Origin of the sequence: Erythrobacter sp., assembly GCF_039988855.1 — a bacterium.
In the GTDB taxonomy this organism is placed as follows: Bacteria; Pseudomonadota; Alphaproteobacteria; order Sphingomonadales; family Sphingomonadaceae; genus Erythrobacter.
In genome coordinates this window covers 22,407-37,257 of record NZ_JBDXIY010000015.1, presented here as the reverse complement: position 1 = coordinate 37,257, position 14,851 = coordinate 22,407, and the positions used below count along the sequence as shown (strand labels likewise).

Sequence of the window (14,851 nt, the reverse complement as noted above, 5' to 3'; positions counted from 1 at the left end):
CGCTTCTTGGCCGGATAGAAATTCAGACCTTCCTCTAGAAGCCTTCTTGCGACTATTGATCGTTAATAGGTGAATTCCATTGGAGAGTCGGATACATGACCGAGGCCGTCGCACGCCCGAAATCAAGCGAAACAACGCATTGCACCGCAGACCAATATGAAGAGATGTATGCGCGCTCTGTTGCCGATCCCGATGGGTTTTGGCTTGAGCAGAGCGAGTGTCTTGATTGGACAGCACCGCCCACCAAGGGCGGCGATTGGTCTTACGACCCGGTTTCCATCAAATGGTTCGAAGACGGCACGTTAAACCTTTGCCACAACGCCGTTGACCGGCACGTCGAAGCGGGCCGCGGCGATGTTACCGCTTTGATCTTTGAACCAGACAATCCAGATGGTCCGGGCCGCACTCTGACCTATGCGCAGCTGCAGACCGAAGTGATCGCGATGGCCAATGCGCTGAAAGCGATTGGGGTTACCAAGGGCGAGCGTGTCACGATCTATATGCCGATGGTGATCGAAGGGGTCACGGCAATGCTCGCCTGCGCGCGCATTGGCGCGATCCATTCGGTCGTCTTTGGCGGCTTTTCCCCCGAAGCATTGGCCGGACGCATTCAAGATTGCGGTTCGCGTTTTGTCGTGACCGCTGATGAAGGTGCGCGCGGCTCCAAACCTATTCCGCTTAAAGCCAATGTCGATGCTGCGATTGAGATTGCAGGCGAAGGGGCCGTTTCTGGCGTTTTGGTAGTCAAGCATACAGGCGGCATTATTGCGATGCATGAGGGGCGCGATCAATGGTTTGATGACGCCAGATCCGATGCCGCGGTGCCGTGCGAAGTTATGGCAGCAGAAGACCCGCTGTTCATCCTTTATACCTCGGGTTCAACCGGCAAACCCAAAGGGGTTCTCCATACCACGGGCGGATATGGCGTCTGGACCGCAACCACGTTCAAATACATTTTCGACTACAGACAAGGCGAAGTTTTCTGGTGTTCAGCCGATATTGGCTGGGTCACAGGACATTCCTACATCGTCTATGGGCCGCTCTTAAACGGAGCAACGCAAGTCGTCTTTGAAGGCGTTCCCAACTACCCTGATCATGGCCGGTTCTGGGATGTGGTGGACAAACATGGCGTCAACATCCTCTACACCGCCCCCACCGCGATCCGCGCCCTTATGCGCGAAGGCGATGATTTCGTCACAAGCCGCGACCGCTCCTCACTCCGCCTGCTTGGGACTGTTGGCGAACCAATTAACCCCGAGGCATGGCGGTGGTATTACGACGTCGTTGGCGAAGGGCGTTGCCCGATCATTGACACTTGGTGGCAGACCGAAACCGGCGGCTGTATGCTCACCACGCTTCCCTCTGCGCATGATATGAAACCGGGGAGCGCGGGCCTGCCGATGTTCGGTGTGCAACTTGAGCTCGTTGATAACGACGGAGCGGCCTTGGCAGGGGCCAATGAAGGCAATCTGTGCCTCACCCATTCATGGCCCGGCCAAGCCCGCAGCGTTTATGGCGATCACGAACGCTTCATCCAAACTTATTTCAGCACCTACAAAGGCAAATACTTCACAGGCGATGGGTGTAAACGTGATAAAGACGGATATTACCGCATCACCGGGCGCGTGGACGACGTAATCAACGTATCCGGCCACCGTATGGGCACCGCCGAGGTGGAAAGCGCGCTTGTACTTCACCCATTGGTCGCGGAGGCCGCGGTGGTTGGCTACTCGCATGAAATCAAAGGACAAGGCATCTATTGCTACGTCACTTTGAATGCGGGGGAAGAGGGGTCAGATGAACTCTTTGCGCAGCTTCGCCAACATGTGCGCAAGGAAATTGGTCCCATTGCAACGCCCGATCATCTACAATTCACCGATGGCCTGCCCAAGACACGGTCAGGCAAAATCATGCGGCGGATTTTGCGGAAAGTTGCTGAGAATGATTTCGGTTCGCTCGGTGACACATCGACGCTGGCCGATCCTTCGCTGGTCGAACGCCTAATCGAAGGGCGCCAAAACCGGTAAGGTCCTAAACGCCAATGCGCTTCACACATCATCGCCAAATTCGGCGAGCAGTCGGAGATATTCTGCATCGCGAACCACCAAAGCGCGTCCCTCGCGCGCGATGATGGCTTGGCCTTCCCATTCGGAAAGCAGGCGGCTCACATTTTCGCGCGCGAGACCCGCAAAAGCGCCCAAATCATTCTGGCTTGGGTCGTAAATAAGATGTCCGTCATCGCGGCCAGAATCGATCAACCGCACAAGCGCGCGGGCCAATCGCGGGCCCATTGAAAATGTCCGATCGCTTTCAACCACAAGGTTCAATTGCCTCACCCGCTGGGCGAGCTCGCGCATGACGCCGACAACTGATGCTGGGTTCGTCGAAACCGTTTCAAGGAATACATTTGTCGGCAACAGCAACGCCTCTGAGGGAACCACCGCCGTGACCGACGCGGTACGCGGGCCGCTATCAAGCAGGGCAATCTCGCCTACCAATTCGTTCGGCCCGCAATAATTGAGGATGATCTCACGCCCACCGGCGCTCACAAAACTGATCTTGAGCGCGCCTGACAAAAGGTAGACCGCAAAATCGCCATCCTCATCGCCTTGGTTGATCAGGACATCGCCTTTCTTGAGCGAGCGGCGGGCCGATTTGGCAAGCAAACGCTCCAGCTGGTCTGGTGAAAGCGCCCGCAGCAGGCTGTCAGCTGCAAGCGAGTCGATGATCGTTTTGGCCGTATCCATTGTCGCCTATCCCCTAACCGCCCGCCTGCACGCGGGAGCCTCTCTCAAGCGTTACCCCTAAGAGCCTTATTTTGGAATTCTCAAGCCCAGTTGCACACATTGGCAAACAAGGTCCCCCACACAGTGGCGCAAAATTTGCGGGCTGAATAGTGATGCCCATCACAGACCAACAGTAGACCTCCGCCTAGAGCGCCCACATGCAATGGGGGTTAGCGGGGGTTAGCGGGGGCAACCATAGGCGACCCGAGCGGAAGGGTGGTGCAACTCTTCCGGCGCCTGGCCCACACTTCGGGGGGAAGTGTGGGCCTAACCCGCCATTTCCTACTGCGAAGGCGTTTACTATCGCTTGAAAGTGCCTTTTTGCCCTCGCCTCGATTCAATCGCTTTTCTCGATCAATATCGGCGCAATAGATCGAACCAATTTCAATCCTTGGACAGTGTGTCAACTGTGTCAAAACTTCCATTTTTATCAGAAAATAGAAATGGTTAGGCTTTTGAGAAAGTTTGGCGCGCCTGATCAACGCAAGTTCGGACCACCTAACACGAGGGGTGCAAGTTCGAACGAAGTGAGAATGGCGCGCCCTGCAGGATTCGAACCTGCGGCCTCAGGATTAGAAGTCCCGTGCTCTATCCAGCTGAGCTAAGGGCGCGCATTACGCGAGCCCATAGCGCGCTTTGCGTCAGTTTCAAATCACGCTAACGGTTGAGTGATGGAAAAAGAGCAAGAAACTCCTGATCTAGCGGCCGCTTTTGATACCGATCCGAATGACGGTATCCAGGCGACCAGCCACGCACCGGTCACATTCAAATATTATGACTTCGTCATGGCGGCGTTTGTGGCGATCCTTTTGCTGTCGAATATCATTGGCGCTGCGAAGACGACATTTGTCGAAATTCCGTTTTGGCCAAACGGTCTCTGGCCAGCCCCCGATGGTGTGCTGATTTATGGTGCTGGGATCCTGTTCTTTCCGCTTGGCTATGTCATTGGCGATGTCCTGACCGAGATTTACGGCTTTGCCCGTGCGCGGCGGGTCATCTGGACCGGCTTTGCCGCGATGCTCTTCCTCGCCTTTATGAGTTATGTGGTGGTGGCATTGCCGCCATTTGATGATTGGCGATGCGCGGCAAGCGGATTTGACGGGCAAGGCCCTCTTACGGCGCGCGGCGGGTCAGACGTGCCGCTGGGCCAGATCTGTCAAGAAACCTATGTTTCGGTCTTTGGCAATGCGTGGCGAATTGTGGCGGCGTCCATTATCGCCTTTTGGGCAGGCGAATTCGTGAACTCTTACGTCATGGCCAAAATGAAGGTTTGGACCAAAGGCAAAGCCTTGTGGAAGCGCACGATTGGCTCCACCGTAGTGGGTCAAGGCGTGGACAGCCTGATCTTCTATCCGCTCGCATTCTACGGCATTTGGAGCACTGAGCTGGTCATCACAGTGATGATCACAAACTGGTTGTTGAAGGTCTTTTGGGAGGCGGCTTTGACCCCGGTGACCTATTTCGTGGTGGGCAAGCTTAAGAGAGCGGAAGGGGTTGATCTGTTTGATACAGACACCGATTTCTCACCTTTTTCTACTAGGAGGGCTTAGGGAACCCCGCCGCTGCGCAATTCATCGTCACTGACGATATCAACCCTCCAATCAAGGCCTAGGCGTCCGGCAAGAAGCTTCATGTCCTTTTCCGGTGTGAAACCGAAAAGTGCAGCTTGGCTATGTCCCAGCCGCAAGGTGAGAACACCGTTTTCAGCGCTCAACCGGCTTTCCTGCAGCGATCTTCGCGAGCCTGCTCCAAGCCGCCGAGCAAGGCGCACCGCAAGACCCCAGCAGATCGCCTCCTCAAGCGCATCACTGCTAGCCAAGGCGGTCACTTCAGTGGGGAGGTCAAGCGCATTGCCGTTGGCAGCGATTGCAGCGGCAAGCATGGCCCGCTCCTTCCCATCCACCGCGATCCAACGTTTATGCAAGGCCCAGTCGATCGCTTGCGGCAATCTTATGTTGGGTTCAATCTGCATCGAGGCGAGCGCCAACATGGTCGCTGCCATGCGCAATCGCTCGCTTCCATGTTCCCTTGAGGGGGCTGCATCAACGGTCCAGCTTGCGATGCGCGTGGCCAAGGTCGCGGGCGCACCGCGCTGGTCCGCAAAGGCAGATATCCCCGCGAGAAGCGGATCGCGCGCCCGGCTATGCTCTGGCAGTGAAGCATAGAGCAATCCTTCGCGAATACCCCAGGAGGAAAAGATGATCCGGCTGGGTTCAAACCGCGCCAACATCGCCTCTGCCAAAACCGACGCATCGGGCAGCTTTTCTGCTCGCATCGAAGAAATCCTGTCGCGCATCTTGAGACTTTCGATCGTCTCATTCGCAAGCGCCTTGCCCAACAACCGCTTGGCCGATTTGGGATCAAGCTCAAATCCGTGCGGATCGGAAAGTGGGTGCCCTTCCTCCTGCATTGCATAAACTGCCATTGTACGAAGGGTGCCGCCGACAAGGTAAAGAGGCTTACCTTTAGCAATATCAGGCACCCCTTTCTTAAGAGCTTTTTCCAAGGCCTTTCGCATATCGCCGCGCGATTCTCCGCGAAAATCAGGAAGGCGCAATGTGCCAAGCGGCAGCGAAACCGGGTCACGCGGGCCCTTGTCCGTGACCTGTACGAGCTCAAGGCTCCCCCCGCCCAGATCCGCAACTGTACCGCAAGCACCGGGAAATGCACCAATCACTCCATTGGCGCTTAGGCGGGCTTCTTCCTCACCCGTGATGATCTTAGGCTTGAACCCCAGCTTTTTGAGCTTGCCGATGAACTTGCTGCCATTGCTTGCCTCGCGCACGGCAGCTGTCGCGACCGTTTCAACATCTTCGATCTTCAAATCTTCGAGCAGAAGCGCAAATCGTTTGAGCCCGCGCATCGCAAGATCGATCGCCTCATCCGCTAACACACCCTTGCGTGCAATATCTCGCCCGAGCTTTGCAGAAACCTTCTCATTGAGCAGGACCGTCGGCGCTCTCATCGATCCGCCATAGATCACCAAGCGGACGGTATTTGAACCAATATCGATGATCGCTCGGCCGGGCGTATCTCCCGAAAACGTTCCGTCACGATCCGCCCGGCGTCTGGCCGAACTCATCCGCCACGCCCTTTGCGCAAGGAAAGCTTGGGAACGCCGCCTGCCTCCAAAGCCCCGCCGCGCCCCGAAAGTGAAGGGTTCGTCATGAAATATCTGTGGCAGTTAAAGGGTTTTCTGTCACCGTCTGGTCGGCCTTCGATCCGTGCATAACTGCCGTCGGCGTGAAGCCACCAACTTTGCTCAACATCGAGCATATTGGCCAGAAGGACCTGCTGCAGGATCTGATCGTGGACGGTGCGATTAAGAATCGGGATGAGCGCTTCGACGCGGCGATCGAGGTTACGGCCCATAAGGTCCGCGGACGCGATATAGACCAAAGCCTCGGCGCTTGGCATTGGTTCACCATTGGCAAATGCAAAAATACGGCTGTGCTCAAGGAAACGTCCAATGATCGATTTGACCCGGATGTTTTCAGAAAGGTCAGGCACTCCCGGCCTAAGGCAGCAAATTCCCCGCACCACCAATTCGACCGACACACCCGCATTGCTTGCCGCGTAAAGGCGGTCGATCATGGCGATATCGGTTATCTGATTGCACTTCATCCAGATCGCAGCTGGCTCTCCAGCCTGAGCATTGGCGATCTCCGCATCGATCCGCGCGTAGATCTCTTCACGCAGGTTGAGCGGCGCAATGGCAATGTGTTCCAGCCCCGCGGGTTCGACATAACCGGTCACGAAATTCATCATTTTCCCTGCGTCTTGACCCAGTTTTGGATCGGCAGTGAAAAAGCTCATGTCCGTGTATATCTTGGCCGTGATCGGGTGGTAATTGCCGGTTCCAAAATGGCAATATGTGCGAAACCCGCTTTCCTCACGGCGCACCACCATTGCTATTTTCGCATGGGTTTTCCAATCGGTGAAGCCATAGATAACCTGTACCCCGGCCCGCTCCAGCTTAGCTGCCCATTTGAGGTTTTGCTCCTCGTCAAAGCGCGCCTTTAGCTCAACCACAGCAGTCACCGATTTTCCGTTTTCGGCGGCCGCGATGAGGGCGTTGATGACGGCCGATTGCGAACCGGCACGGTAGAGCGTTTGCTTGATCGCAACGACATCGGGGTCGGCTGCCGCCTGACGTATGAAATCGACCACCACTTCAAAGCTTTCGTAAGGGTGATGGACTAGGATGTCCTTTTCCCGGATCGCAGAGAAAACATCCCCGTCGTGTTCGCGCACCCGCTCAGGATAGCGCGGGGAATAGGCATCAAACTTCAGGTCCGGGCGATCTTCATCGACGATTTTCGCAAGGCCATCGATGCCAATCATGCCGTCAGTTTTGATCACAGCGGCTTCGTGCACGCCCAGTTGTTCAAGCAAGACATCTTCTGCTTGGCTATCAAAATCCTCTTCCAGCTCCAATTGGATCACCTGCCCACGGCGGCGACGCTGGATCGCGCTGCGGAAGGTGCGAACGAGGTCCTCTGCCTCTTCTTCGATCTCGATATCGCTATCACGCAAGACGCGGAACAGGCCGTCCCCTTCAATGGTAAAGCCGGGGAAAAGCTTCGCCGCATAACGCTGAATAAGGCTGGCGATAGAGATATAGACTGCCTCTCCCGCCCCTGCGATATCGCCCGGCACACGCACAAACCGGGGCAAGGCGGTAGGAATAAGGATCATCTCGATGATCTGATCCTGATCAGCTTCGCGGGTCAAAGTGAACAGAAGGCCCATTCCTTCATTGTGCACGAAAGGAAACGGGTGTGCTGGATCAAGCGCCTGCGGCGTGATGACCGGCAATATCTCATCCAAGAAGTACGTTTCGAGCCATGCGTGTGCAGCCGGTTCAACCCGTTTTTCATCGGCGATGTGAATACCGGTATCGGCCAATGCTGCACGAAGGTCGCGCCAGATATCCTGTTGGCGCGCGGAAATGGCGACTAGCTTGTTTCGGATGGCCGTCAATTGCTGGGTTGGCGTGCGACCATCAATGGCGGGTTTATCAATGCCGCGCTGTGCTTGCCCGACAAGGCCTGCGACCCGGATCATCATAAACTCGTCGAGGTTGCTTCCCGAAATAGACAGGAACCGCAACCGTTCGAGCAACGGATAGCGGTCATTACAAGCTTCGGCCAAAACACGTTCGTTGAAGGCCAGCCAAGAAAGCTCTCGGTTGAAATAAGTCTCCCCCCCAGGTGCGGTCACGACCCGCTGGGTAGAGGGAGGCGAAGCGGCCGAGACGGATGCATGCCCGGTGCTGGCATCATTTGCTGCATCGATAATCCTAGGGCTGCTCATTGGGTTCTGCCTGCATTGGTTCAGTTTCCCAAATGGCGATTAAGCGGCAAATTTCAAAGGAGGGATTTGCTGTCCGCAATCGCCGTAATCCCGCGCTTGCCCGCGGCGTCGCGGCCCAATTGGACGATTACATCGATTACGCTTGCTGCATATTCAATTGTATCCTGCCGGGTGAGCCCGATCCCGGTTTGCATCACCATAAGAGACAATTGCTCCAATGCGCCTCGCAAGGAATTGGCGTGAATGGTCGAAAAGCTTCCCGGGTGGCCAGTGTTTATGGCGCGCAAGAAGGAGACACTCTCGCCTCCGCGAAGTTCACCCAAAACTATACGGTCTGGACGCAGACGTAGCGCGGCCTGAAGCAGCTCATTTGGCGTAACTTTGGCCTCTCCCAACTCGCCTTTGACTGCGACGAGACCAACCGAGTTTTCGCCGGGGAACTTAAGCTCTGGGGTGTCCTCAACCATCACCACGCGTTCATCGCGCGGAATCTCTCCCATCATGGCGTTTAGGAAAGTGGTTTTGCCCGTGCTCGTCCCGCCTGATATCAGGATTGTGCGGCGATTTTGAATGGCCGTGCGCAGGTAAGCAATCGGCTCTGCACTAGCATCCGGCATGGTCACCGATGGCTCGCCCGCCAATGGTCCCGCATCATACGCATCAAGCGGCAGATCAAGCCTGCGATGGCGGCGAATGGCCATTACCCAGTGCTTGCGACTGGCAGGCGGGCCGCAAAACTGGATACGGGCCCCATCGGGAAGCGTAGCGCCCAAAAGCGGATGTTCGCGGTTGATCCCTTGGTGGCTGACCCGCGCAACCTGTTCGGCCAATCGTTGGACCAGTCGGTCATCAATCTCAGGTGTGATGACTTTTTTCATACCCGGATCGCGCGCATCTTCGACCCAGACTTCTCCGGGTTTATTGACCATAATCTCGGTCACTGTGTCGCGTTCAAGCCAGCGCTGAAACGGGGCCAGATATGCATCAAGATAAACGCTGCGATCGCCTAAAATCGGCGCGTCCTCGGCCGGGAGAGTGCCCGCATCTTGGGAGGCATTGAGGGAGTGAATATCCGCGCTCATTGGGTACCCCTCATTGGGAAACGGTAGTGAAATCGAGATCGCGCGCAGTAAAGACCCGAATGGGTTCCCCCATGCGCACGCGGATGGTGGGACCAATCTGGCCGTCCTGCTGCGCGGCGATGGAAGCTGCGCTTTGCCCTGCTCCGCCAAGCACAACCGAAGTGCCGCCCGATGCAATCGCGCCGAGCCCGCCAACCACAGAGAGCAGCATGGCCGAACCAAATCGGCGGAAGAAGTGATTGTTCACATCACCTGCAAGCCCAGTTGTCCCGTCGAACGCCACCGCTGGAGAGGCGATATTGACCGATGCGCCGTCCGGGCGGATCAACCGTGTCCAGATGACATAGGCTCGCTTTTGCCCTTGCTGCACGCCAGACTGATACTGACCGATCAGGCGCGATGACCGAGGGACAAGCACTTTCGTCCCATCAAAGCTGCGCACATCCTGACTGACCACAGCACGCACAAAACCTGGAACATCGGTGTTGATCGCGGTTTCAAGGATCGCGGGGATCATTGTCCCTTCTGTTACCGTGGTGGATGGGTTGGTCATGGCGCGCGCCTGAGCAGGTGCGCCCCCTACCCCGCCAATGCGGCTGGCAAAGGCAGCGGCTGAACCGCCTGCGCCATTCTCATTGATCGCTGTGCCCGGCGCAGGTGCGGCACCTGCATCTGCGGCATTCGCTGCCTGCCGCGCGGCTGCACTGGCGTCAAAAACAAGCGACGGCGAAGCGTATGGATTGGCCGCTGGGCCCGCCGCAGGTCTGTTTGCAAGAACGGGAGAGGGTGAAGGATCAACCGGGGTCACAACGGGCGCAACCGGGGCTGGAACTTCATCTTGGCCAGCCGCCGGGACCGGAGCAGGCTCAGTCACAGGGACCGCCGTTCCAACCGTCTCAGTCTCCGGCAATTGCGCAGCGTTCATCGCCCAAAAGGTGGTGGCCCCCAAGAGCGCAACGATCGCAACTCCTGCCGCCAATCCCAGACCTTCTGTCTTGGTTTTGCGCTGCGCCACGGGAGAAAATCCATTGCGGCTCGCAAGGTCGATAACCTCTGCACTTGTCTCTTCGCGCGGATCTGCGCCCGAAGGACCATCGCCGCCAGATTTGGATGGAAGTCGCATCGCCAGTCGCATTACGTCATCTCCCTCTTAAAGTCCGCGCGAACGGTTTGTGCCCGCACTCGCGCTTCTTTCTGAAGCTGGGCCAAGATTGGTGAGCGTCGCCATTCCGTTGCCAGAGCGCAGGATGATTTGGGCGGGCACTGTGTCGACCACGACCGTCTCCCCGCGCACTGTGAAATTCACCGGCCCCTCATCTCCGTCCTCATTGGTGGTGAGGATCGCAGGGATCGCTGTACCGGCGGGCCATGTGAGGAACAAAGCCTCGCCATCGTCATATGCCCGCGCCGGGAACAATTCGCGCTGCCCCGCTGGCGCCCATTCGAAATTCAGCCTTGCCGGGTCCACCACCGCATAGGGGTCACGTACAGCAGCGAGTTCCACCTCATTAGCAGCTTCGCGTTCAGATTGAGCCGCTGCGGCTATTCGGGCTTCCTCTGCGGCGCGTTCCAATTCGGGATACCGGAATTGGAGAACATAGAGCGGTGCATTTCGCGGAGATGCCACAAGGTCAAACAGATAGGTCCGGCGGCTTGTGACCACAGTCATATTGGTGCGGGCGGATGTGGCGAGCGGCTTTACAAACAGCAGCGTTTGCGCCTGATTGGGCTGCACCTGCCAAGCGCCGCTATCGCCAATCGCGACGTTTTGGATCGCTTCATCAGGGGCAAATTTGATGGTCGTTTGGACCTTCACTCGGCCATTGATTGTGTAAACTTGGGCTTCGTCAAAGACCTGCGTCACAAGGCGCGGATCGGCAATCGCGCCCGGTTCTGGACTTTGCGCATTCACTGGCGAGGCCATCAGAGACGATATCGCTAATAGTCCTGAGATGAGAAAAAGCCCAAATGGCTTTGCACGGGTCCCAAACGGGGTCATTGCGAAGTCTCCGGATTTGTCCGCGCCGCCGCCGAAGAGGCTGTGCGAAATCTATTACCAATGCCTCTTGTGCGCGAGGCAGCAGTGGTTGTCGGGGCGCCTTGAGCATTGCCAGAACTGGTGGCGTAGACATTCGTGTGGCGCACATTTGTGGTATTGGAATGCGCCCCTGTGTCATTGGCAACTGCGCTGGTTGGAATGGCGACATCGACCCGGCGCGGCCCGCTTGTTGTGGCCGCGGCAGGGGCGGATTGCGCTGCGCGATCAGGAGCCGGCGCAAGAGGCGCCACGCGGGCCGTATTGTAAGCATCAGCATTGGGCTCAGTCGCGATATCAGGACGCGCAAAGCCAAACACTTCCCACCCGCTCACCATCTTCGAACCGACATACAGCACCATTAACATCAACATGCAGTGCACAAATCCGACGAGGAAGAATGCCATCGCAGCCTGTTGATCAATTTCACCCGGAGTGGAAACAAGCGCTGAGAGTATGGGCACGGCCATTTCCAGCATCAATGATCCGCCCACCACGGCAAACAATGGTGCAAGCGCAAGCATGACCATGCCTTTGAGCCAGCCCACAAACAGCCCGCGCGTTCCGTTGAACAGGGCAAGAACCACGAAAATCGGACCAACCGCGAGCAAAAGCGCCAAGCCAATGCGTGCCGTCACCAAAAGCCCCACCGTGCCAATCAACAGCAGCATCGCCCCGATCCACATCATACCGGGCGGGGAAAAGGCGCTGATATCGTCAATTCCCGTGCTCGCCTCTTGAATGGCGAGGAATACGATATCCAGTTTCATCGCAAAGGTGGCCGTGGCCGACCCTTCGCTGTCTGTTAGTATTCCTGCCAGATAGTCAGGCGTTGCGACAAACAGATTGTAGAAGACGGTTGAGAAGGCGACAAAGCTCGTCGCAAATGTGACCACCAATCCAATGGTGATCATCTTAGGAACCATCGTGCGCACGGACAAATTGGTCCGGCCTAGCATTAAGCTGATCCCAAAGAACGCGACGAAAAAAATCAGCAAGGTGGTGAGAACCGGCCCAAGAGGCCCTTCTGAAAGACGCGCAAAAGCCTGCTCGCTTACCTCGCTGGCGATGCAATCAACCGCTGTGAGAGCCCCGGCAACGCCCGAGCCCATTTCTTCGGTAACAAGATCGCAAGCGCTCGTCATTCAGCCGCCTGCCAAACCGGCGAAGTGCCCTCGTTAATGTCGCCGCTGCCATTGGATACAAAGTTCTCTGGCCAATCTTGGTTGGTAAGCGCGGGATACCATTCGCTGGGGCTGTCGCCAACGGCCTCACGCAAGAGGTCAAGACGGCGCACAGCAGCTTCGCGTCCCGATAGGATTGTGAGAACCTCTGGCGCGCCCGATAAGTCCAATCGTACCACAACCGAGGCATCAGGCTGGCGCACAAGGAAACAGCGAGAATGTGCTGGAAGTGAGCGAATGAGCGCAAGTTCGTGCTCTGTCAGGCCAAAACCGTCGCAATAATCTTCTGGCCGTGCGCGGCTGTTGGGCATGAAGATCATGGTTGCGGTCTGCTCAACCAAAGCGGTCGAGATACGGCTTTCAAGCGCATCTTTGGCGCTTTGTGTTGCAAAACCGACCAGTGCATTGCGTTTACGAAGGGTTTTGAGCCAGTCGCGAATGCGGGCAGCAAAGACCTCATCATCAAGCGCCTTCCAGCCCTCATCGATAAGGATCATGGTGGGCTCACCATCAAGCCGTTCGTCGATGCGGTGGAAGAGATACATCATCGTCGGCGTGCGCAGGCGCGGGTTTTCGAGAAGTTGCGTCATGTCGAAGCCCAAGACGCGTTGATCAAGATCAAGCGCATCTTCCGCATTGTCGAATAGCCAGGCGTGTTCGCCGCCATCCCCGGTGGCAGAACCTATCCATGCGCTCAAGCGGTCGGCTAGATCTCCGGGTTCAGGGCGGCGTGCACCTGCAAGAAGCTCCTTAAAGTGCCGCAGGCGGCGAAGTGATGGATCATTGGCATAGGTCGCCTCCACCGCCGCGCTTATCGTTGCAAATTCCTCTGGTCCATCCGCCTCAAGCAGCACGCCCAGCCAATCGCGCAAAAACGCCTTGTTTGCGGGCGTATCGGGCAGCGAGAGCGGATTGAACCCAGTAGGGTCGCCCGGATTGATCCGATCATACCGTCCGCCAATACCGCGAATAAACAGCTCTGCGCCGCGGTCTTTATCGAACAGGATCGTGCGCGGTTTGAATTTTTGCGCTTGGGCGGCGAGGAAGTTCATCACCACCGTCTTGCCCGAACCCGACGGACCGATGACCGAGAAATTGCCCAAATCGCCACTATGAAAGTTGAAGAAAAACGGCGTTGCGCTCGTTGTCTCTAACAACGTGACAGCATCACCCCAATGGTTGCCACTTGCTTGACCCAAAGCAAAACCGTGAAAGCTCCCAAAGCTTGCCATATTGGCGCTCGAGATCAGCGCACGGCGTACGACATAGTCTTCATTGCCGGGGAATTGGGCCCAGAACGACGGTTCCAAATTGGTATCTTCTCGAACCGCAATCGCGCCGGTGTCGGCCAGTGCCGCCGCAGCAGACGCACAGGCATCATCGAGGCGGTCAAGCGACCTTTCACGCACCAACACGGTCAAATGGTGATCGCCAAAGCCCACGGCGCCATTGCCCAATGCATCACGCGCACCCATCATATCGGCACGTTCCGCCGCCGCTTCTTCGTCAATTGAGCGCGACCGGCGAAGCGCCAAATCAATCCGTTCCCGCGCCGTGGTGCGTTCGTTCGGAGCATAACTCTCTGTCACGATCATCTCAAACGGCAGGCGCAGGAGCGGATCAAGCAGCCCCGGAGACGTCGCCTCAGGGTATTCCTTCAAACCAAGCATGGCTGCAAAATCGGGCTGTCCAGACCCTTTGAGTTCCATCGCATCAAGGCCAAAGCTTGCACGGCGGTAGGGGATCATATGGCCGATGTCGGCATCATCCGACGGGCGGCGCACAGGCCGCATTTCGCCGTTATATAGCGCCGACAGGAGTTCCAGCATTTCCGAATTGGTGCCGCCAGAAGGTGAGCTATACTCACCCAGAACGCTCGCCCCATAGGCCGACAACGCCGCGGTTAGGCCGGTAACCGCTGCCTTAAGGCTGCGAATGTCTTTGGGGTTTGCTTCCAATTCCTCGCGTGTGGTGCGCGAGAAGAATTTTGAAATCCGCTCAGGCAGGCCGGTTTTGCCGCGCGCTGGGCGGCGGATAATGGTCACAAACTGATCATTGATGAAGAGCGAACCACCAGCAAGCCGTTCTTTCCAGCGCACATCGATATGGCGAGAGAGCGGGTCGGGAAACTCTGCATCAAGCTCCACCTCAACCCGCCTGCGGATCACGTGGTGATAGAGCACAAAGCGCGCATCCAGGGTCGAGCGCAGCACCACCTCGCGGGTGGCAGCGTGAGAGTTGAGCGCTTCGGTTGCCTCTGTTTCAAACAACAGTCCCGGCACCTGAATCGCGCTCATCACCGAACCATCGCGCAGAAGAACAGTGCTTTCATCAACCAACCGCTCATACGGCAGGCGGTCGCCGACCAGCGCTTCCTTAGCGCTCCAGCTCGCGGGGCCTATCCATTTCACCATTCGCGTTTCATCTTTTGCGGTACCCTCTTTAAGA

10 protein-coding genes and 1 tRNA gene are annotated in these 14,851 nt (G+C 57.0%); 2 read left to right on the top strand and 9 right to left on the bottom strand.

Annotation, left to right across the window (positions count from 1 at the left end; translation table 11 throughout):
* The first annotated feature begins 95 nt into the window (after positions 1-95).
* Entirely contained in the window at positions 96-2,027 is a 1,932-nt protein-coding gene (gene acs, locus ABJ205_RS03110; RefSeq protein WP_348158235.1) for an acetate--CoA ligase, read from the top strand.
* A 21-nt stretch (positions 2,028-2,048) separates the two neighbouring features.
* On the opposite strand, the gene ABJ205_RS03105 is transcribed toward acs, so the two are convergent.
* Positions 2,049-2,747: a Crp/Fnr family transcriptional regulator gene (locus tag ABJ205_RS03105; protein ID WP_348158233.1), complete on the bottom strand. Its 699-nt coding sequence runs from the start codon at positions 2,745-2,747 to the stop codon at positions 2,049-2,051.
* A gap of 573 nt (positions 2,748-3,320) precedes the next feature.
* A tRNA-Arg gene (locus ABJ205_RS03100) sits at positions 3,321-3,397 on the bottom strand.
* Positions 3,398-3,457: 60 nt separating this feature from the next.
* Here ABJ205_RS03100 and ABJ205_RS03095 point away from each other — a divergent pair.
* Positions 3,458-4,336 (top strand): queuosine precursor transporter, encoded by an 879-nt coding sequence (locus ABJ205_RS03095; RefSeq protein WP_348158231.1) that lies wholly within the window; start codon positions 3,458-3,460, stop codon positions 4,334-4,336.
* Here ABJ205_RS03095 and ABJ205_RS03090 read toward each other — a convergent pair.
* The 7 genes from ABJ205_RS03090 to ABJ205_RS03060 are packed head-to-tail and all read right to left on the bottom strand — an operon-like array spanning position 4,333 to position 14,817.
* On the bottom strand, positions 4,333-5,868 hold the full coding sequence (locus ABJ205_RS03090) for a Ppx/GppA family phosphatase (protein ID WP_348158228.1): 1,536 nt from the start codon (positions 5,866-5,868) through the stop codon (positions 4,333-4,335). The two genes, ABJ205_RS03095 and ABJ205_RS03090, sit on opposite strands and share 4 nt — an antisense overlap.
* A complete protein-coding gene (locus tag ABJ205_RS03085; RefSeq protein ID WP_348158225.1) occupies positions 5,865-8,102 on the bottom strand; it encodes an RNA degradosome polyphosphate kinase in 2,238 nt (745 codons plus the stop codon). The genes ABJ205_RS03090 and ABJ205_RS03085 overlap by 4 nt, the downstream gene beginning before the upstream one ends.
* Positions 8,103-8,155: 53 nt before the next feature.
* Complete coding sequence (virB11, locus tag ABJ205_RS03080) at positions 8,156-9,184, bottom strand: P-type DNA transfer ATPase VirB11 (protein ID WP_348158222.1); 1,029 nt, start codon at positions 9,182-9,184, stop codon at positions 8,156-8,158.
* 10 nt (positions 9,185-9,194) lie between these two features.
* Positions 9,195-10,319 (bottom strand): TrbI/VirB10 family protein, encoded by a 1,125-nt coding sequence (locus ABJ205_RS03075; RefSeq protein WP_348510000.1) that lies wholly within the window; start codon positions 10,317-10,319, stop codon positions 9,195-9,197.
* 15 nt (positions 10,320-10,334) lie between these two features.
* On the bottom strand, positions 10,335-11,183 hold the full coding sequence (locus ABJ205_RS03070) for a TrbG/VirB9 family P-type conjugative transfer protein (RefSeq protein ID WP_348158216.1): 849 nt from the start codon (positions 11,181-11,183) through the stop codon (positions 10,335-10,337).
* Positions 11,180-12,364: a type IV secretion system protein gene (locus ABJ205_RS03065; RefSeq protein ID WP_348158213.1), complete on the bottom strand. Its 1,185-nt coding sequence runs from the start codon at positions 12,362-12,364 to the stop codon at positions 11,180-11,182. Before ABJ205_RS03065 ends, ABJ205_RS03070 begins: the two co-directional genes overlap by 4 nt.
* Entirely contained in the window at positions 12,361-14,817 is a 2,457-nt protein-coding gene (locus ABJ205_RS03060) for a VirB4 family type IV secretion/conjugal transfer ATPase (RefSeq protein WP_348158210.1), read from the bottom strand. The genes ABJ205_RS03065 and ABJ205_RS03060 overlap by 4 nt, the downstream gene beginning before the upstream one ends.
* Positions 14,818-14,851 lie beyond the last annotated feature (34 nt).